At 32.5% G+C, this 18,927-nt stretch carries 17 protein-coding genes and 1 pseudogene; 15 read left to right on the plus strand and 3 right to left on the minus strand.

The window, feature by feature from the left end; translation table 11 throughout:
- From FOC43_RS03800 to FOC43_RS03865, 14 genes are all read left to right on the plus strand, one after another.
- The gene (locus FOC43_RS03800) at nt 1-2,613 is read left to right on the plus strand and encodes a valine--tRNA ligase (RefSeq protein WP_002776667.1); all 2,613 of its coding nucleotides are present in this window, start codon (nt 1-3) and stop codon (nt 2,611-2,613) included.
- Nucleotides 2,614-2,618: 5 nt separating this feature from the next.
- Nucleotides 2,619-3,629: a methionine ABC transporter ATP-binding protein gene (locus FOC43_RS03805; protein WP_002776666.1), complete on the plus strand. Its 1,011-nt coding sequence runs from the start codon at nt 2,619-2,621 to the stop codon at nt 3,627-3,629.
- Nucleotides 3,626-4,531 (plus strand): methionine ABC transporter permease, encoded by a 906-nt coding sequence (locus FOC43_RS03810; RefSeq protein ID WP_002776665.1) that lies wholly within the window; start codon nt 3,626-3,628, stop codon nt 4,529-4,531. Before FOC43_RS03805 ends, FOC43_RS03810 begins: the two co-directional genes overlap by 4 nt.
- 193 nt (nt 4,532-4,724) lie before the next feature.
- Nucleotides 4,725-5,498, plus strand: a complete 774-nt coding sequence (locus FOC43_RS03815) for a MetQ/NlpA family ABC transporter substrate-binding protein (protein WP_002776664.1) — start codon at nt 4,725-4,727, stop codon at nt 5,496-5,498.
- Between the two features lie 54 nt (nt 5,499-5,552).
- Nucleotides 5,553-6,323, plus strand: a complete 771-nt coding sequence (locus tag FOC43_RS03820) for a MetQ/NlpA family ABC transporter substrate-binding protein (RefSeq protein ID WP_002817100.1) — start codon at nt 5,553-5,555, stop codon at nt 6,321-6,323.
- Nucleotides 6,324-6,332: 9 nt separating this feature from the next.
- Nucleotides 6,333-7,109 carry a MetQ/NlpA family ABC transporter substrate-binding protein gene (locus FOC43_RS03825; protein WP_002776655.1) on the plus strand — a complete coding sequence of 259 codons (777 nt, stop codon included), beginning with the start codon at nt 6,333-6,335 and terminating at the stop codon, nt 7,107-7,109.
- A 77-nt stretch (nt 7,110-7,186) separates the two neighbouring features.
- Nucleotides 7,187-7,849 carry a flagellar basal body P-ring formation chaperone FlgA gene (gene flgA, locus FOC43_RS03830; protein ID WP_002776652.1) on the plus strand — a complete coding sequence of 221 codons (663 nt, stop codon included), beginning with the start codon at nt 7,187-7,189 and terminating at the stop codon, nt 7,847-7,849.
- A complete protein-coding gene (locus FOC43_RS03835; protein WP_002776650.1) occupies nt 7,846-8,409 on the plus strand; it encodes a UbiX family flavin prenyltransferase in 564 nt (187 codons plus the stop codon). The genes flgA and FOC43_RS03835 overlap by 4 nt, the downstream gene beginning before the upstream one ends.
- 39 nt (nt 8,410-8,448) lie before the next feature.
- Nucleotides 8,449-8,925 (plus strand): pantetheine-phosphate adenylyltransferase, encoded by a 477-nt coding sequence (gene coaD / locus FOC43_RS03840; RefSeq protein WP_004284235.1) that lies wholly within the window; start codon nt 8,449-8,451, stop codon nt 8,923-8,925.
- Complete coding sequence (gene tmk / locus FOC43_RS03845; RefSeq protein ID WP_002780065.1) at nt 8,916-9,494, plus strand: dTMP kinase; 579 nt, start codon at nt 8,916-8,918, stop codon at nt 9,492-9,494. Before coaD ends, tmk begins: the two co-directional genes overlap by 10 nt.
- Nucleotides 9,491-10,717 carry a histidine--tRNA ligase gene (hisS, locus tag FOC43_RS03850; protein WP_002790447.1) on the plus strand — a complete coding sequence of 409 codons (1,227 nt, stop codon included), beginning with the start codon at nt 9,491-9,493 and terminating at the stop codon, nt 10,715-10,717. The genes tmk and hisS overlap by 4 nt, the downstream gene beginning before the upstream one ends.
- A complete protein-coding gene (speA, locus tag FOC43_RS03855) occupies nt 10,714-12,549 on the plus strand; it encodes a biosynthetic arginine decarboxylase (RefSeq protein ID WP_002776646.1) in 1,836 nt (611 codons plus the stop codon). The genes hisS and speA overlap by 4 nt, the downstream gene beginning before the upstream one ends.
- Nucleotides 12,550-13,182 (plus strand): serine O-acetyltransferase, encoded by a 633-nt coding sequence (cysE, locus tag FOC43_RS03860; RefSeq protein ID WP_002780061.1) that lies wholly within the window; start codon nt 12,550-12,552, stop codon nt 13,180-13,182.
- Nucleotides 13,183-13,332: 150 nt separating this feature from the next.
- Nucleotides 13,333-14,502, plus strand: coding sequence for a pyridoxal phosphate-dependent aminotransferase (locus FOC43_RS03865; RefSeq protein ID WP_002780059.1), 1,170 nt, complete (start codon nt 13,333-13,335; stop codon nt 14,500-14,502).
- 109 nt (nt 14,503-14,611) lie between these two features.
- On the opposite strand, the gene FOC43_RS03870 is transcribed toward FOC43_RS03865, so the two are convergent.
- Both FOC43_RS03870 and FOC43_RS03875 read right to left on the minus strand, forming a co-directional pair.
- On the minus strand, nt 14,612-14,953 hold the full coding sequence (locus FOC43_RS03870) for a cupin domain-containing protein (protein ID WP_002776640.1): 342 nt from the start codon (nt 14,951-14,953) through the stop codon (nt 14,612-14,614).
- 69 nt (nt 14,954-15,022) lie between these two features.
- On the minus strand, nt 15,023-16,045 hold the full coding sequence (locus FOC43_RS03875) for an MBL fold metallo-hydrolase (protein ID WP_002776637.1): 1,023 nt from the start codon (nt 16,043-16,045) through the stop codon (nt 15,023-15,025).
- A gap of 200 nt (nt 16,046-16,245) precedes the next feature.
- Between FOC43_RS03875 and FOC43_RS03880 the strand changes: the two are divergent.
- A pseudogene (locus tag FOC43_RS03880) lies at nt 16,246-16,992 on the plus strand (flagellar basal body-associated FliL family protein).
- A 59-nt stretch (nt 16,993-17,051) separates the two neighbouring features.
- Here the strand turns inward: FOC43_RS03880 and dnaK are convergent.
- Nucleotides 17,052-18,923: a molecular chaperone DnaK gene (gene dnaK / locus FOC43_RS03885; protein ID WP_002776631.1), complete on the minus strand. Its 1,872-nt coding sequence runs from the start codon at nt 18,921-18,923 to the stop codon at nt 17,052-17,054.
- Nucleotides 18,924-18,927 lie beyond the last annotated feature (4 nt).

Below are 18,927 nucleotides of genomic sequence, written 5' to 3' on the forward strand. Positions count from 1 at the left end.
ATGTATGATAAAAGCATAGAAAAAACATATTATCAAATTTGCGAAGAGCGTGGGTATTTTGAAATCGATGGAAATAAAGCCATACAAGAAAAAAATAAAAATTTTTGTATCATGATGCCACCGCCTAATGTAACAGGCGTTTTACACATAGGCCATGCTTTAACCTTTACTTTGCAAGATATTATGACACGATATAAGAGAATGGATGGCTATAAAGTTCTTTATCAACCAGGACTTGACCATGCAGGAATTGCCACTCAAAATGTTGTAGAAAAACAACTTCTTGCTCAAGGCATTAAAAAAGAAGAATTGGGTCGTGAAAAATTTATAGAAAAAATTTGGGAATGGAAAGAACAAAGCGGTGGAAAAATCCTAGATCAAATGAGAACTCTAGGAATTACTCCTGCTTGGAGCCGCTTGCGTTTTACTATGGATGAAGGCTTAGCAAATGCTGTAAAAAAAGCTTTTGTGGAACTTTACGATAAAAAACTTATCGTGCGTGGAAACTATATGATCAATTGGTGCACTCACGATGGAGCTTTAAGTGATATAGAAGTAGAATACAAAGAAAACAAAGGCAAACTTTATCATATAAAATATTATTTAAAAGATAGTGATGAATACCTAGTCGTAGCAACAACGCGTCCTGAGACTTTTTTTGGTGATACTGCAGTCATGGTTCATCCTGATGATGAGCGTTATAAACAATTTATAGGAAAAGAACTGATCTTGCCTTTGAGCAATAAAGCCATTAAAATCATAGCTGATGAACATGTAGAAAAAGAATTTGGAACAGGGGTTGTAAAGGTTACCCCTGCTCATGATATGAATGACTATGAAGTAGGACTTAGACATAATTTAGAATTTATAAGTGTTTTTGATGAAAAAGGAATTTTAAACGAGCATTGTTTGGAATTTAAAGGCTTAGAACGATTAGAAGCTAGAGATAAAATTGTAGCTAAACTGGATAGTCTTGGCTTTATAGATAAAATAGAAGAACATAACAATCAAGTAGGATATTGCTATCGTTGCAACAATATAGTCGAACCTTATATTTCAAAACAATGGTTTGTAAAGCAAGAAATCGCCAAAGAAAGTATAGAAAAAGTAGCTCTTGGCGAGAGTAAATTTTATCCAAGCCATTGGGTTAATAGCTTTAATGCTTGGATGAAAGATTTAAGGGCTTGGTGTATTTCAAGACAACTTTGGTGGGGACATCAAATTCCTGTGTATTATTGTGAATGCTCGCATGAATGGGCAAGTCAAGATACACCAAAAGCTTGTCCAAAATGCGGAGGGCAAAATTTCAAACAAGATGAAGATGTACTCGATACTTGGTTTTCTTCGGGACTTTGGGCAATAAGTACACTTGGATGGGGAAATGATACTTGGGGAAAAGATAAAATCTGGTTTGAAGAAGATTTAAAAGAATTTTATCCTAATTCTTTATTGATAACCGGTTTTGATATTTTGTTTTTCTGGGTAGCTAGAATGATGTTTCAAAGTACAAATGCTTTAGGGGCTTTACCTTTTAAAGATATTTATTTACACGCTCTTGTTAAAGATGAGCAAGGTAGAAAAATGAGTAAGAGTCTTGGAAATGTTATTGATCCAAATGAAAGCATTAAAGAATATAGCGCCGATATCTTGCGTTTCACCTTAGCCTTGCTTGCTATACAAGGACGCGATATCAAGCTTAGCAATGACAAACTTTTACAAGTTAGAAATTTCACAAATAAAATCTATAATGCGACAAATTATCTACTTTTAAATGAAGAGCAATTTGAAGACTTAGAAAAGATAGAACTTAAAAGCGCATTAGCTCAATTTGTTTATTCTAGATTTCAAGATTGTGTAAAAAATGTGAGAGAAAATTTAGACAATTATCGCTTTAATGATGCTGCAAACACACTTTATAAATTCTTCTGGGATGATTTTTGCGATTGGGGGATAGAACTTAGCAAAGCTCAAAAAGAATCAGTAAAAGAACTAGGAAGCATTTTCAAAGAGGCTTTAAAACTCTTAAATCCTTTTATGCCATTTATCAGTGAGTATCTGTATCACAAGCTTAGTAAAAGTGAACTTAAAACAAGTGCCTCCATAATGATAAGCAAATACCCACAATTTCATGCAAAAAATTCCAATATAGAAGAAATTTTCTCTTTGATCATAGAAAGCATTGTTAGCATACGCCGCGCTAAAAGCCTTGTGGATTTAGGAAATTCAAAAATAGAAAAAGCCTATATTAAATTAAATGATAAAAAAATGCAAGATGAAATCAAATCCTATATGAAGTTCATCACCATGCTTGCCAAATGCGAAAATATAGAATTTACAGAAAACAAACTACAAAAAGCCATTTGCGATGTAAGTGAAAATTTAGAAATTTTCATCACGCTTAATAATGTAGATTTAAGCGGTATTTTAACAAGGCTTGAAAATCAAAAAACAAAGCTAGAAAAAGAAAGTACCAAACTAAATGCTATGTTGTCAAATGAAAAATTTATTGCCAATGCGCCTAAAGAAGTCGTAGAACAGAATAAAGAAGCTTTGGCAAATTTAAAAACTCAGCTTGAAAAAATATCAGCTGAACTAGCAAATTTAAAAGGTTAAAAACTTTGATAAAAATACAAAATTTAAAAAAATATTACGGAAAAGAACTGGTTATTAATGATGTTTCCTTGGAGATAAAAAAAGGTGAAATCTATGCTATCGTAGGACACAGCGGTGCTGGAAAATCTACTCTTTTAAGATGTATCAATGGACTTGAAAGCTATCAAGAAGGAAGTTTAAAAGTGCTTGATGCTGAAATAAAAGATCTAAGTCAAAATAATCCTAAAAAGCTTAGAATGTTAAGAAAAGATATAGGTATGATTTTTCAAAATTTTGCCTTAATGGAAAGAAAAAATGTATTCGAAAATGTTGCAATGCCTTTAAGAATGCATTATAGCCAATGCAAAATTTATTCTAAGCTTTTTGGCAAAGAATATATGAGCGAAAAAGATTTAAATCAAAAAGTCAATTCTTTGCTTGATGTTGTAGGGCTTGATCATAAAAACAAAGCCTACCCCAGAGAACTTAGTGGGGGGCAAAAACAACGCGTGGCCATTGCTAGAGCCTTGACTTTAAATCCTAAAATTTTACTTAGTGATGAAGCCACTTCAGCTCTTGATCCTAATACAACAAAAAATATTTTAGAACTCATTGCTAAAATCAATGCTGAATTTGGAATAACCGTGGTTTTAGTCACACACGAAATGGATGTTGTAAAAGATGTTGCTCAAAAAGCTTTACTTTTAGAACATGGTCAGATTATAGGAAGTGGCGCAATTGATGAGCTCTTTTTAAAACCTAATGAAAAAATGAAAGAATTTTTGGGCGAAAGTGATTTCTTGCCTTCAACAGGTTTAAATATCAAGCTTTACTTCCCAAAAGAAGTAGCGCAAAATAGTATTATTACGCATATGGCAAGAACTCTTAATATCGATTTTAATATTGTTTGGGGTAAAATTGAAAAGCTTAATGGAAATGCTTTGGGAAATCTAGTGATTAATATCGATGAAAAGGATAAAAGTAAAGTTCTTAATTATATAGAACAAAGTGGGGTTTTATGGGAGGTAGTATCATGAATGAAGTGTCTATATTTGATGCATTTTTGGGAAGAATTTCGCAATTTTTTACTGAATTTTCTTGGCAAGGTATCAAAGAGGTATCTCTAAATTCCATCAGCACCTTTGCACAAAACTATGAAAATATTTTAAAACCTGCTTTAAATGAAACTATTTATATGAGTTTAATGGCTGTATTTTTTGGTTTTATTTTAGCTATAATTCCTGGAATTTTACTTGCTATTTGGGATAAAAATGGTATCAAGCATAATAAAATCGCTTATGCGGTTTTAGATTTTATCACCAATCTTTTAAGAGCTTTTCCTTTTCTTATATTGATTGTTGTGCTTTTACCTCTTTCTAAAATTATAGTGGGCACTAGTATTGGCACAAATGCAGCCATAGTTCCTTTAGCTATAGGTATAGCACCTTATTTGGCAAAGATGTTAGAAAGTGCTTTTAAGGAAGTAGATCATGGCATTATAGAAGCTGCAAAAAGCTACGGTGCAAGCAATACTCAAATCATCTTTAAAGTGATTTTTAACGAATCCTTGCCAAATATTATTAGCGGTATAACTTTGACTTTGATTTTTACCATAGGTTTTTCGGCCCTTGCAGGAACTGTCGGTGGTGGCGGACTTGGAGATGTGGCGATTCGCTATGGTTATGAACGCTTTAATAAAGAAATCATGATTCAAACGGTAGTTATCTTACTTGTATTGGTGCAATTGGTTCAAATTTTAGGCAATTTATTTTACACTTGGGCTAAAAATAGCAAAACTTTATACATTCTTGCTACTTTAATAGCCTTATTTGTAATTAGCATAATCATCAATATAAACAACGATGAAAGTTTTGTTTGGCAAGCAATTATTTTAATCGTTCTTGCTCTGTGTTTTATTTATAAATTCCTTAAAAAATAAAAAATTAAATCCGGTTTTAATTTAAATATAAGTTTTTTTAAGTAGAATAAGCCAAAAAATTTTTAAAAGGATTAACAGATGATGCCTCAGATGCGCTAGTCTGACTATCAAGATTTCTCATAATGCTTCTTCCTGATAGTCAGAGTGATTAAGATTAAAGCAAGCACAAAAATGACTATATAAGGAAATTAAAATGAATATCAAAAATTTAATCGTAGCAAGTTTTTTAGGTTTGGCTGTAAATTTAACAGCCGCAGAAACTATCAGTATCGCAGCAACTCCAGTTCCTCATGTTGAAATATTAGAGCAGGTAAAACCTGAACTAGAAAAACAAGGTTATAAACTCGAAATCAAAGAATTTACAGATTATGTTTTACCTAATCTAGCCGTAGACAGCGGAGAAGTGGATGCAAATTTCTTTCAGCACACACCTTATTTAGAAGAATTCAATAAAAATAAAGGTACCAAACTCACCAAAGTAGCTAATGTGCATATCGAACCTATGGCTGTTTATTCTAAAAAATATAAAAGTTTAGATGATATCAAAGAAGGTGCTACTATAGCTATACCAAATGACCCAACCAATGAGAGTAGAGCTTTAGATATTATCGCAAAAAAAGGTTTGGTGGAATTTAAAGAAAAAGCTCTTAAAACTCCACTTGACATCACAACAAATCCAAAGAAAATAAAATTTGTAGAGCTTAAAGCTGCTCAACTTCCAAGAGCTTTAAATGATGTGGATTTTGCTGTAATTAATTCTAACTATGCACTTTCTGCGAATTTAAATCCAGCTCAAGATGGCGTATTTATAGAAGATAAAGAAAGCCCTTATGCAAACATCCTTGTAGTAAAAACAGGAAATGAAAATGATCCTAAAATCCAAGCTTTAGCAAAAGCTCTACAAAGTGAGAAAGTTAAACAATTTATCATCGAAAAATACAAAGGCTCAATTCTACCTGCATTTTAATCCTTGTCCCTTTTTTAGGGACTCTTCTTTTTTTAATCACCAAAGGAGTTTTTTATGAAATTATTTAAAATTATTTTATTATTTTGCTTACTGAATTTAAGTCCTATATTTGCCAAAACCATAACCATAGGAGCTACACCAAATCCCTTTGCAAGCTTACTAGAAAAAGTTAAAGATGATTTTAAAGATAAGGGTTATGAATTAAAAATAATAGAATTTTCTGATTATATACTGCCTAATAGAGCCTTAGAAGAAAAAGAACTTGACGCAAATTTATATCAGCACAAACCCTTTTTAGAAGAATACAATGCTCAAAAAGGCACAAATTTAACCCCAACAACGCCTGTTGTCATCGCACCAGTAGGAATTTATAGCAAAACAATTAAAGATTTAAAGAATCTTAAAAAAGGTGCTAGGGTTGCTATACCTAATGACGCTACAAATGAGAGTAGAGCTTTGGAGCTTTTAGAAAAAGCTGGCTTGATTGAGTTAAATCAAAATACTCTTAAAACCCCATTAGATATAAAGAAAAATCCTAAAAATCTTAAATTTATAGAACTAAAAGCAGCACAACTCCCAAGAGCTTTAGATGATGTGGATATTGCTGTGATTAATTCTAATTTTGCGCTTGGAGCTGGACTGAATCCGATTAAAGATACCATCTTTAGAGAAGATAAAAATAGCCCTTATGTAAATTATGTTGTGGTTCGTTTTGAAGATAAAGACAATGAAAAAACTAAAATCATAGATGAAATTTTAAGAAGTGATAAATTTAGAAATATTATTGATGAGCACTATAAAGATGTACTAATCCCTGCATTTTAAGGAGTTTTTATGAAATTTAAAAAAATATTACTGAGTGTTTTTTGCATAACAAGTTTTCTCTTTGGAGCCGAAAAGAGTATCATTATAGGAGCAACGCCTACTCCTTATGCTGAAATCTTAAATTTTGCAAAACCTATTTTTAAAGAAAGAGGTTGGAATCTTGAAGTAAAAGAATTTAGTGATTATAATATACCTAATATCTCGCTTAATGAAAAAGATTTAGATGCAAATTTATATCAACACAAACCCTTTTTAGAGGATTTTAACGCTCACAAAGGCACAAAATTAAGTTCTTTGGGTTCTATTGTTTTAGTTCCTATGGCTATTTATTCTAATGATATTAAAGATATTAAAAATATCCCAAATGGTGCTAAAATTGCTATTCCAAATGATGCTACCAATGAAAGTAGAGCTTTGGATTTGCTTGCTAAAGCTGGTTTGATCGAATTTAAAACTTCAAGCACTCTTAAAACCCCGATTAATATCAGTAAAAATCCTAAAAATCTTAAATTTATAGAGCTAAAAGCCGCACAACTTCCAAGAGCTTTAAATGATGTAGATTTAGCAGTCATTACGACAAATTATGCCCTTGGCGCAGGACTTAATCCTCTAAAAGATGGAATTTTTATAGAGGATAAAGACAGCTTATATGCTATAGTTCTGGCAGTAAGACAAGGTGATGAAAAAAACGAAAAAAGTCTAATTCTTAAAGAAATTCTAACCAGTGATAAAATAAAAAATTTCATCAATGAGCAATACAAAGGCTCTGTTATACCTACTTTTTAATCCAAGCAAAGCCTTTAAAGGCTTTGTAAATTTGTATTGGGTAAAATATAAAAGATTAATACCATATTAGGCTGGCAATGAGAATTATATCTTTTATTTTTTTTGTTTTTATTGGTTTAAGCCATGGTGCAAATTTAGAAGAGATTAAAACTGCACTTGCCAAAGAATTTAAAAACAATTTTCCAAGTTTAATCATTAAAAATATCGATTTAAAAATCACTACTTTACCTAAAGATTTCGAACAATATCAATTTATAAGAATAGCCAATGCTCGTTTTAACCAAGCGCAAGGATTTATAAGGGCTGAATTTAAAACCCCACAAAATATACAAAAAAATGTATTTTTTCGTTATTTTATGCAAGCAAGTTTAGAAGTATTAAAAAGTGAGCGCTCTATACAAAGAGGAGATAAACTTGGCGCTTTTGACTATAAAAGCGTACTTATGGACTTTGATAAAGTTCCCTCTAACGCTCTCGCTCTTGAAGACACTCACAATCTCATAGCAAAAAGCAATATCAGTAAAAATACTATTTTAAAAGAAAATATGTTTAAAACCATGGCTCTTATTCGCCGCAATGACCCTATAATAGGTGTTTTAAGTGATGGAAATGTTGATGTATTAATAGAACTCACAGCCTTACACAGTGCCGATATGGGAGAAAGAATTCGAGCAAAAAACAAAGAGGGTAAAGTCATGCAAGGTATAGTTACAGGAAAAAATAGGATGATTATACAATGAAAATTTTATTAGGAATTTCAGGATCTAGTAGTACGCATTTAGGACTTAAACTTTTAAAAAATTTGGAAAATAAATGCGAGCTTTATTGTATTATTACTGAAGGTGCAAAGATAAGTTTTGAAGCTGAAAATAAGAAAAACTTGGAAAAAATTTGTCAAGAACAATTTCAAAATATCTGTTTTTTAAATGATAATAACCTAAGCGCAAGTGTTGCAAGCGGATCTTTTAGTATAGAAAAAACCATCATTGCACCCTGCTCTATCTCGAGCCTTGCTAAAATTCACGCAGGATTAGCCGACACACTTTTGATGCGAGCTGCTGCCGTGGCTCTAAAAGAAAGAAAAAGTTTGATTTTAGGAGTAAGAGAAATGCCCTTTTCAACTTTAATTTTAGAACATATGCACAAGCTTAGTCAACTAGGTGTTATCATCGCACCTCCTATTATAGCGAGCTATTCTCATGCTAGTAATTTAGAACAAATGGAAAATTTTATTATAGGAAAATGGCTAGATCTTTTAGGAATTTCTCATAATTTATACGAAAGATGGCAGAATTTTTAGCTTAAATTTGTTATATTTTTAAAAATTTTTGGAGTAAAAATGACTTGTTTATATCCAGGGACTTTTGACCCTATTACAAATGGACATTTAGATGTGATTAAAAGAGCGCTTAAAATCTTTGATAAAGTGATTGTAGCTATAGCAAATAGCGAGCATAAAAAGCCTTGTTTTAGCTTAGAACAAAGAAAGGAGCTTGCAAAGCTTGCTACTTCACATTTAAACAATGTAGAAATTATCACTTTTGATAATCTCCTTGTAAATTTAGCCAAAGAGCTCAAAGTAAATACCATAGTAAGAGGACTTAGAGCAGTAAGTGATTTTGAATACGAACTACAAATTGGCTATGCTAATCACGCCCTTTGGGAAGAGATTGAAACCATTTACCTAATGCCAAATTTAAAAAATGCGTTTATCTCAAGTTCTATAGTTAGATCTATTGCTTCCCATGGAGGAGATATCAGCACTTTAGTCCCTAAAGAAATTTTACCCTTTTTAAAGGATTTGCCTTGTATGTAGTTTTTGAAGGGGTGGATTGTGTTGGTAAAAGTACGCAAATTTCACTTTTAAAAGAATGTTTTAAAGAAGCCGTTTTTACTGCAGAGCCTGGGGGAACCAAACTAGGCAATCACCTAAGAGAGCTTTTACTTTATAAACCCTATCAACTTGACAAAAAAACCGAGCTTTTGCTTTTTTTAGCTGATCGTGCGCAGCACTGTGAGGAAATTTTAAAAGCAAATCAAGATAAACTCATTATTAGCGATAGAAGTTTTATTTCAGGCATGGCTTATGCAAAAGATTTTGAAAACGAAGAGCTTTTTAGACTTAATGCCTTTGCTTTAGAAAATTTCTTCCCGCAAAAAGTTATTTTTTTAAAAGGCGATGAAAATTTAATCAAAGAACGTCTTAGCCAAAAAGAGCAAGATGCTATAGAAAAACGCGGAATTGATTATTTCTTAAGTGTCCAAGATAAACTTGAAAATACTCTTTATTTTTTAAAAGAAAAAATAAATCTTCAAGTTTTAACCCTAAATGCAAATGATACAAAAGAAAATTTACACCAAAAAATAAAGGATTTTTTACAATGATTAATGCTCTAAAAGGTATGAAAGATTTAAGCGATAAAGATGCGCTATATTATGAAAAAATTATCAAAACTTGCGAAGAAGTTGCAAAAAACTACGGGTTTAATTTCATCAATACTCCACATTTAGAGCAAAGCATACTTTTTAAAAGAAGTGTAGGAGAAAGTTCTGACATCGTTGGTAAAGAAATGTATGAATTTACAGACAAAGGGGGCAATGAAGTCTGTATGCGCCCTGAAGGCACAGCAGGAGTCGTGCGTGCCTATATAGAAAAAAAATTAGATAAAAACATCAGCGTAAAGCGTTGGTTTTATCATGGCTCTATGTTTCGTTATGAAAGACCTCAAAAGGGTCGCTTAAGAGAATTTCATCAATTTGGAGTTGAAAGCTTTGGTATACCTAGCGTTTATGAAGATGCGAGTATTATTTTAATGCTAGTAGAAATTTTCTCACGCCTTAGTATTGATTTCAAACTTCAACTTAATTCTTTAGGCTGCTCACAATGCTTGCCAAAATACCGCGATGAGCTCGTTGAATTCTTAGATTCTAAAGAAGGTTTTTGCGAAGATTGTTTGCGTAGAAAAAATTTAAATCCTATTCGCGTTTTGGATTGTAAAAATGAATATTGTCAAAATTTGCTTGAAAATGCTCCACTTTTAATCAATAATTTATGTACCTCTTGCCAAAAAGACTTTGAAACACTACAACAAATTTTAAAGGATAATGGAGTTAAATTTGAGTTAGATTCAAAACTTGTGAGGGGCTTGGATTATTATTCTAAAACGGCTTTTGAATTTATAAGCGATGAAATAGGAGCAAAAGCCGCCATTGCAGGTGGAGGACGCTACGATAGACTTATAGAGTATTTAGGTGGAAAAAGTGGCTATGGTATAGGTTTTGCCATGGGTATAGAAAGAATTATAGCCATTTTAGAACAAAAAGAAGAGTTAGAAAAAAGAGAGGGAATTTATCTTTGTGCTATGGATGAAATTTATATCCCAAAACTTTTGCAAATTGCTACCAAGCTTAGAAAAAAACACAAAGTAATCTTAAGCTATGAAGCTAGAAAACTTGCCAAGCACTTAGAAAATGGAGATAAGATAAATTCAAAACATTTTCTTTGCATGGGGGAAAATGAAGCAAAAAGCGAAAGTTTGTTTTATAAAAATTTAGAAAACAAAGATGAAAAAGTGATTCAAATTTCAGATTTGGAGAATGCTTTATGATGAATTATGGAATTGATATCTGGGGAAATGATAATTTTATCATCAAAAATGGTAAAGTTTGTATCAATCACGAAAAAAAACCTGCCATTATCGATATAGTAAAAGAGCTAAGAGATGATGGATATAAAGGCCCTTTGCTCTTAAGATTTCCTCATTTGATTCAAAAGCAAATTGAAAGTATTTATGGAAGTTTTAATAAAGCAAGAAAGGAATTTAATTATAAAGGAAAATTCAATGCCGTTTATCCTTTAAAAGTCAATCAATATCCTGGTTTTGTAAAAAATCTCGTTCGTTTAGGTAAGGATTATAATTACGGTCTTGAAGCAGGTTCTAAGGCTGAGCTTTTACTTGCCATGGCTTACAATAACGAAGATGCGCCTATTACCGTAAATGGATTTAAAGATAGAGAGCTTATCAATATAGGCTTTATCGCAGCTGAAATGGGACACAATATCACCTTAACCATAGAAGGACTAAACGAGCTTGAAGCCATTGTTGATATAGCTAAGGAGCGCTTTAAGCCTAAACCCAATATAGGCTTGCGTGTGCGTTTGCACTCTGCAGGTGTAGGAATTTGGGCAAAAAGCGGGGGGATTAATTCTAAATTTGGACTTACCTCTACTGAACTTATAGAAGCTGTAAATTTACTCAAAGAAAACAAGCTTTTAGAGCAATTTACCATGATACATTTTCATCTTGGTTCGCAAATCACTGAAATTCATCCTCTTAAAAAAGCCTTAAATGAAGCAGGTAACATCTATACCGAGCTTAGAAAAATGGGGGCTAAAAATTTAAAAGCTATCAATCTAGGTGGCGGTTTAGCAGTGGAATACTCGCAATTTAAAAATGAAAAAAGTAGAAATTATACCTTAAGAGAATACGCTAACGATGTGGTATTTATATTGAAAAATATAGCCGAGCAAAAAAAAGATCTTGAGCCTGATATTTTTATAGAGAGCGGGCGTTTTGTCGCGGCCAATCACGCCGTTTTAGTCGCTCCTGTTTTAGAGCTTTTCTCTCAAGAATACACAGAAAGCAAGCTTATACTAAAAAAGCAAAATCCAAAACTTATCGATGAACTTTACGATCTTTACAAAAGCATAAAGCCTTCCAATGCTTTAGAATATTTGCACGATAGTATCGATCATTTAGAAAGCATCTTAACACTTTTTGACTTAGGTTATGTGGATTTGCAAGATCGTTCTAATGCTGAAATTTTAACACATTTAATCACAAAAAAAGCCATTTTGCTTTTAGGTGATAAGCAAAATCCTGCGGATTTACTTGCTATACAAGATGAAGTGCAAGAAAGGTATTTGGTAAATTTTTCACTCTTTCAAAGCATACCTGATTTTTGGGGCTTGGAGCAAAATTTCCCTATCATGCCACTTGATAGACTTGACGAAGAACCAACAAGAAGCGCAAGCATATGGGATATAACCTGCGATAGCGATGGCGAAATTTCGTATTCTAAAAACAATCCTTTATTTTTGCATGATGTAGATGTAGAAAAAGAAAATTATTTTCTAGGTTTTTTCCTTGTAGGAGCTTATCAAGAAGTGCTTGGAATGAAGCACAATCTTTTTACCCATCCTACCGAAGCAACGATAAGTGTCAATGAAAAAGGCTATGAAATCGAAGGGATTATAGAAGCTCAATCCATACTTGATGCTTTAGAAGATCTAGACTATGATATACATACGATTATGGATATACTTAATGAACGCATTAGCAATTCTAAGCTTGTCAATGAAAAGCAGAAAAAACACATTTTAGGCGAACTTTATCTTTTCTTAAATGATAATGGCTATTTAAAAAGCATAGGAGTATAAATGGGATTTTTCGGCATTATAAAAGAAGATTTTTCCCAACCAAAAGTACAAGATCCAGCGTATAATTCTTGTGTAGAACTTTTTTTTAATTACCCGGGTGTATGGGCGGTAGTAAATTACCGCTTTGCGCATTTTTTTTATACAAAAAATTTCAAGCGCACCGCTAGGATAATCAGCGGAATTTCACAATTTTTAACAGGCGTAGATCTACATCCGGGTGCAACTTTAGGCAGACGCATTTTTATAGATCATGCTAATGGAGTGGTGATAGGACAAACCGCGGTCATAGAAGATGATGTTTTAATCTATCAAGGCGTAACCCTAGGCGGAACCAGTCTTGAAAAGGGTATTAAACGCCATCCTACCATCAAAAAAGGAGTGATTATAGGCTCGGGTGCAAAAGTACTCGGTAATATCACTATAGGAGAAAATGCCAAAATAGGCTCCAATGCCGTTGTTGTTAAAGATGTAGGAGCAAATTTAACCGCAGTAGGAATTCCTGCTTATATAGTAGAAGAGCGTCGTAAAAACAAGGAAAACACAAGGGCTGTTGATGCAAACTGCGAAGACAAGCTCGAAAAGCTAGAGAGAAAAATTGCAGAACTTGAAAAAGCTTTATCAGATATAAAATAATATATAAAAATCTTATATATTATTTTATATTTTTTAACCTTTAACGAATTTGCACATTAGTTCATTTTTACATTATTAATTTTTAATTAAATTCACTGCATAAGTGTGTTTTTTTGCTAAAATTAGACAAAAAATTCAAAAGGACAACAGATGTTAACCCAAAGATCACAAGTTTTAGAAGAATCCATCACTCTAGCAATCACTGCGCTTGCTAACGAGTTAAAAGCTAAGGGTGAAGATGTGATCAGCTTCTCCGCAGGTGAGCCTGATTTTGACACCCCGCAAACCATCAAAAATGCAGCTATTGCTGCCATAGAAAAGGGTTGTGGTAAATACACTGCTGTTGCAGGAATTGCTGATGTATTAAAAGCTATTCAAAACAAACTCAAAAAAGACAATAATCTTAGCTATGAAACAAGTGAAATTATTACAAATGTAGGGGCAAAGCATTCTCTTTTTGAATGTATAGAATGTCTAGTTGAAGAAGGCGATGAAGTCATCATTCCTAGTCCTTATTGGGTGAGCTATCCTGAAATGGTTAAATTTGCAGGTGGAAAGCCTGTATTTATCGAGGGTTTAGAAGAAAATGGCTTTAAAATCAACGCAGAGCAGCTTAAAAAAGCCATCACTCCTAAAACTAAAATTTTAATGCTTAATTCTCCTTCAAATCCTGTAGGCTCTATCTACAACAAAGAAGAGCTTTTAAGTATTGCTAAGGTTTTAGAGGGTACAAAGATTATCGTATTAAGTGATGAAATGTATGAAAAACTTCGCTACGATGGCTTTGAATTTGTAGCTTTTGCAAGTGTAAGCGAAGATGCTTTAAATCGCACTGTGACCATCAATGGACTTAGTAAATGCGGTGCTATGCCTGGATGGCGTTTTGGCTATATGGCAAGTAAAAACAAAGCCTTGATTTCAGCTGTTAAAAGACTTCAAGGCCAAAGCACTTCAAATATCTGCTCTATCACTCAGCACGCTGCCATACCTGCCTTAAATGGAGAATGTGATGAGGATATAGAAAAAATGCGTCAAGCTTTTGAAAAGCGTCGCGATTTAGCCTTAAATATGCTTCATCAAATTCCAAATATTAGCGTCTATAAGCCTGAAGGAGCTTTTTATCTTTTTGTAAATACTCAAAAAATTGAAAAAGATTCTATGAAATTTTGCCAAAAATTACTAGAACAAGAAAAAGTTGCTGTAGTTCCAGGTATCGGTTTTGGCATGGATGGATATTTTAGACTTTCTTATGCTACAAGCGATGAACTTATCAAAAAAGGCATAGAAAGAATAGCAAATTTTATTAAAAATTATAAATAATTCTAGGTTTAAAACCTAGAATTGCTAACTTTGTTAGGCAATCAAATAAAATTCAAATGACCCAAATTTAAACTTTCTCAAACCCAAATTTCAAAATAAAACCAAAAAATCAAGGTTTTTTAAGCACTGCATTTACTCTTTGGACTTTATCTAGTTTATTTAAACTAAGTCTTATCACAGAATCTTCTAATCCTCCTAAAGAATGAGGCACATTTGCTTCTAAGCTTATCATATCTAAAGTATTGAATTCAAATTTCTCATTTTCTACTTCAAACCAAATTTTACCACTTAAAACTTGCACGCGGATAGCAAAGGGTGCTTTATGCTCTTTCATCACGCTATCTTTAGCAAGTAAAATTTGAATTTCCTTGCTGTGCTCATCATCGATTAAAACATTGATTTTTACTTCTTTGGGGCTAAAATCCGCTTTATTCCATTGAGTGATTTTCATAAAATCTCCTTTTTAATTTTATAAGATTGTAACAAAAATCAAAACACAGACTATAAACTTGTGTTAATTTTATCCTTCTTTCCACCAAAAATCTTGCTCAAACTCACTTCCCACCTCATAAGCTTCGCCCATTTTTGGTGTAATCAAAGGCAAATTTGAATTCTCATAAAGATATTCTACCACTCCATTCCACGCATGAGTTCCTGCTAAAAACCTTCCCCAATGTATAGGCATTAAAGCTTTTGCATTCAAATCTTTTGCTTCTTTTAAAATTTGATCAGGAAAAGAATGCGAAAAAGGCCAAGCGGCATTAAATTGACCGCTTTCAAGACAAACTAAATCAAAACCACCAAAATAAGCCCCGATTTTTTTAAAATGTGTAAAATATCCTCCATCGCCACTAAAAAACACCCTTTTGTCCGCGCTTAAAAATTCCATCACAAAAGAAGCCCAAAGAGTTTTATTTAACCCATCGCCCCTGCTTGAACTATGCTGCGCAGGCGTTGCAACAATCCTTAAATCATCAAATTCCACCCCACTCCACCAATCAAGCTCTATGATTTTTTTCTCACTCACTCCATAACTTTTTAGATAATTTCCTACTTTTAAAGGCGCGATAAAAAATTTAGCCCTATCTTTTAAAGTTTTCACGCTTTTTTCATCTAAATGATCAAAATGAGAATGAGTGATAATCACGGCAAAAATTTCATCAAAATCATTGGCATTATAAACAGGTGCATTTTTAAAAGCTTTATTAATAAAAGAAAAAGGTGAAGCGTGAGTGTTAAAGATAGGATCGATTAAAATTTTATAGTTTTTATAACTCACAAAAAGCGATGAATGTCCAAGCCAAGTGATGTGCGGAGTACGAACATACTTTAAATTTGGCTTAAAAAAAGGAAGTTTAAAAGTCGCCTTAGCATTTTTAGGGTAAAGATAATAATACCTCAAAACTTCCCTAAAAGACACTTTAAAAGCATTATGTGTTTGGGGATTTTCATTAAGAAAAATTTCATATTTTTTACCCTGCACTTTTTTAGCTTTTTGGCGTTCTTTACTCGAAAGATCAAAGGTTTTAAATGACAAATTCAATTTTTTCCTTTTTTATGTTTATTAAAATTATATCCAAGAAATTTTTAGATTAATTTTATTTTACACAAGTTTTTGGTTTACTTGTGTTAAAATGTCCAAATCAAATATTGGATAAAATGATGTAAAAATAAAATTTATATAAACTAGACAAAATACTTCAAGAAATTGATTTTATATTTAAACAAACCAAAGGCGAGCTTATGCAAGCTTTAAAAAATGAAATCAAACAAAAAGCTATTTTCATGTCACTAATCAACATTAAAGAAACGATAAAAAATATCCAAGATAGTGCAGATGCTGAAGTTATGGTAATTTTTTGTGAAGAAGATATGAAAAGACTCTCAAAAAGTAGAAATATTGCAGCACATAATAGTAGCCATGGATTTAAATATCGTAACAAATCTTATTCGTTACGATCTAGCAAGACTTAAACAAAGTATTGTTAATTTTAAAAATAATCCAAACAATTTACATTTTATTCCAAAAGAAGAAAATGTCAAAAAAAAGAATACTAAAACCACTAGAAGTATTAATTATTTTTTTATTTGCATGCATTTTATCTTGTATTATATTTATTACCTTTTTTTACTTAACAAGCCCTCCAAAAGCATAAGACAAGAAAATTTTTCATATAACACTTTCATACAAATTATTTTTATTCATTAGATCCTTTTATTCTTAACTTACCACAAGCTGGCAGACAAAAATATACACACTGCACCATTGATTTAGAATTAATAAAAGAAATTTCTTTAGAAGATTTTACAAAAATTTCACCCGTTATTAGAGATACTATTATTCAAACCATTCTAGCAAAAGAAATACAAGAAATTGAATTCTCTAATTTCAAACTAGAACTTCAAAGAGAATTGGTTAAAAAAATTAATGAAAAATTAGGCAATAAGCTGATTAAAGAATTATATTTTAGAGATTTTATCATCTCTTGAAAATTTTTATAAAATTTTCAAGCCTTTTAAAAAGGCTTGATTAAAGATCTTAGAGAGTTTTATTCGACTTCAGCGTCGATTACATCATCGTCTTTTTTCTTTTTATCATTTGCTGCATTTGGCTCATCTTTTTTATACATATTTTCAGCCAATTTATGAGAAACCTCGCTTAAAGCTTTCATTTTAGCTTCGATTTCTTCTTTACTTGCATTTTGATTTTTCAAAGTCTCACGCAAATCATCAAGAGCTTTTTGGATATTTTCTTTATCGCTATCAGCTACTTTTTCTCCAAGCTCATTTAGAGATTTTTCCACTTGATGCGCCAAGCTATCAGCTGCATTTCTAGCATCTACAGCTTCTTTGCGTTTTTTGTCTTCTTCTTTGTGAAGTTCAGCATCTTTTACCATGTTATTAATCTCTTCCTCGCTAAGTCCACTTGAACCTGTGATTTTGATCTCTTGTGCTTTACCTGTTGCTTTATCTTTTGCAGAAACAGTTAAAATACCATTTGCATCGATGTCAAAAGTTACTTCGATTTGTGGCATACCGCGTGGTGCTGGTGGAATTCCTTCAAGGTTGAAATTTCCTAAAGATTTATTATCACGACTAAATTCTCTTTCCCCTTGTAAAACATTGATAGTTACAGCACTTTGATTGTCTTCTGCAGTTGAGAAAACTTGCTCTTTTTTGGTTGGTATAGTTGTACCTTTTTCGATGATTTTAGTCATCACACCGCCTAAAGTTTCGATACCTAAAGAAAGTGGAGTTACATCAAGTAAAAGTACATCTTTTACATCACCTTTTATAACTGCACCTTGAATCGCCGCACCGATAGCCACAACTTCATCAGGATTTACAGATTTGTTAAGTTCTTTTCCAAAAGCTTTTTTAACCTCTTCTTGCACTAAAGGAACACGAGTAGAACCCCCTACCATAACGATTTCTTTAATTTCATTTTTATCAAGCCCTGCATCTTTTACCACTTCATTGATCTTAGTGATAGTTTCAGCTACTAAAGAATCAATCATACCTTCAAATTTAGCTCTAGTAAGTTTTTTAACCAAGTGTTTTGGGCCACTCGCATCAGCTGTGATAAATGGTAAATTAATCTCTGTTTCATTAGCTGAACTTAGCTCTTTTTTAGCATTTTCTGCAGCTTCTTTTAAGCGTTGTAAAGCCATAACATCATTTTTAAGATCTATACCTGTTTCATCTTTAAATTCACTTGCTAGAAAATCGATAAGCTTGTTATCAAAATCATCACCACCTAAGAAAGCATTACCACCTGTTGCTAAAACTTCTACTACATTATCCCCTGTTTCAAGCACGGTAACATCAAAGGTTCCCCCACCTAGATCGTAAACTACGATTTTTTCACTATCTTTTTTATCAAGCCCATAAGCTAAAGCTGCTGAAGTAGGCTCGTTGATAATTCTTAATACATTAAGTCCTGCGATAGTCCCTGCTTCTTTCGTTGCTTTTCTTTGTGCATCATTAAAATACGCAGGCACAGTAATCACCGCATCAGTAACACTTTCACCCAAAAAAGCTTCTGCATCTTCTTTTAATTTCATCAAAACTTTTGCTGAAATTTCTTGTGGGGTGTAAATTTTACCTGCGATTTCTATCGCGCATGCACCATTTCTTTCGGTGATGTGGTAAGGAAGTCTATTTTTGGCTTCTTTAGCCGCATCTTCATTGATCATCAAACCCATAATTCTTTTGATAGAATAAATAGTTTTTTCAGGGTTTGTTACCGCTTGGCGTTTTGCGCTATCGCCTACTAAAACTTCACCTTTATCTGTAAAAGCAACTACTGAAGGAGTTGTGTTTTTTCCTTCTTTGTTTGGGATTACTTTACTCTCGCCGCGTTCATACACAGCAACACAAGAATTGGTTGTTCCTAAATCTATACCTATAACTTTACTCATTTTT

The organism is Campylobacter coli, from assembly GCF_009730395.1.
In the GTDB taxonomy this organism is placed as follows: Bacteria; Campylobacterota; Campylobacteria; order Campylobacterales; family Campylobacteraceae; genus Campylobacter_D; species Campylobacter_D coli.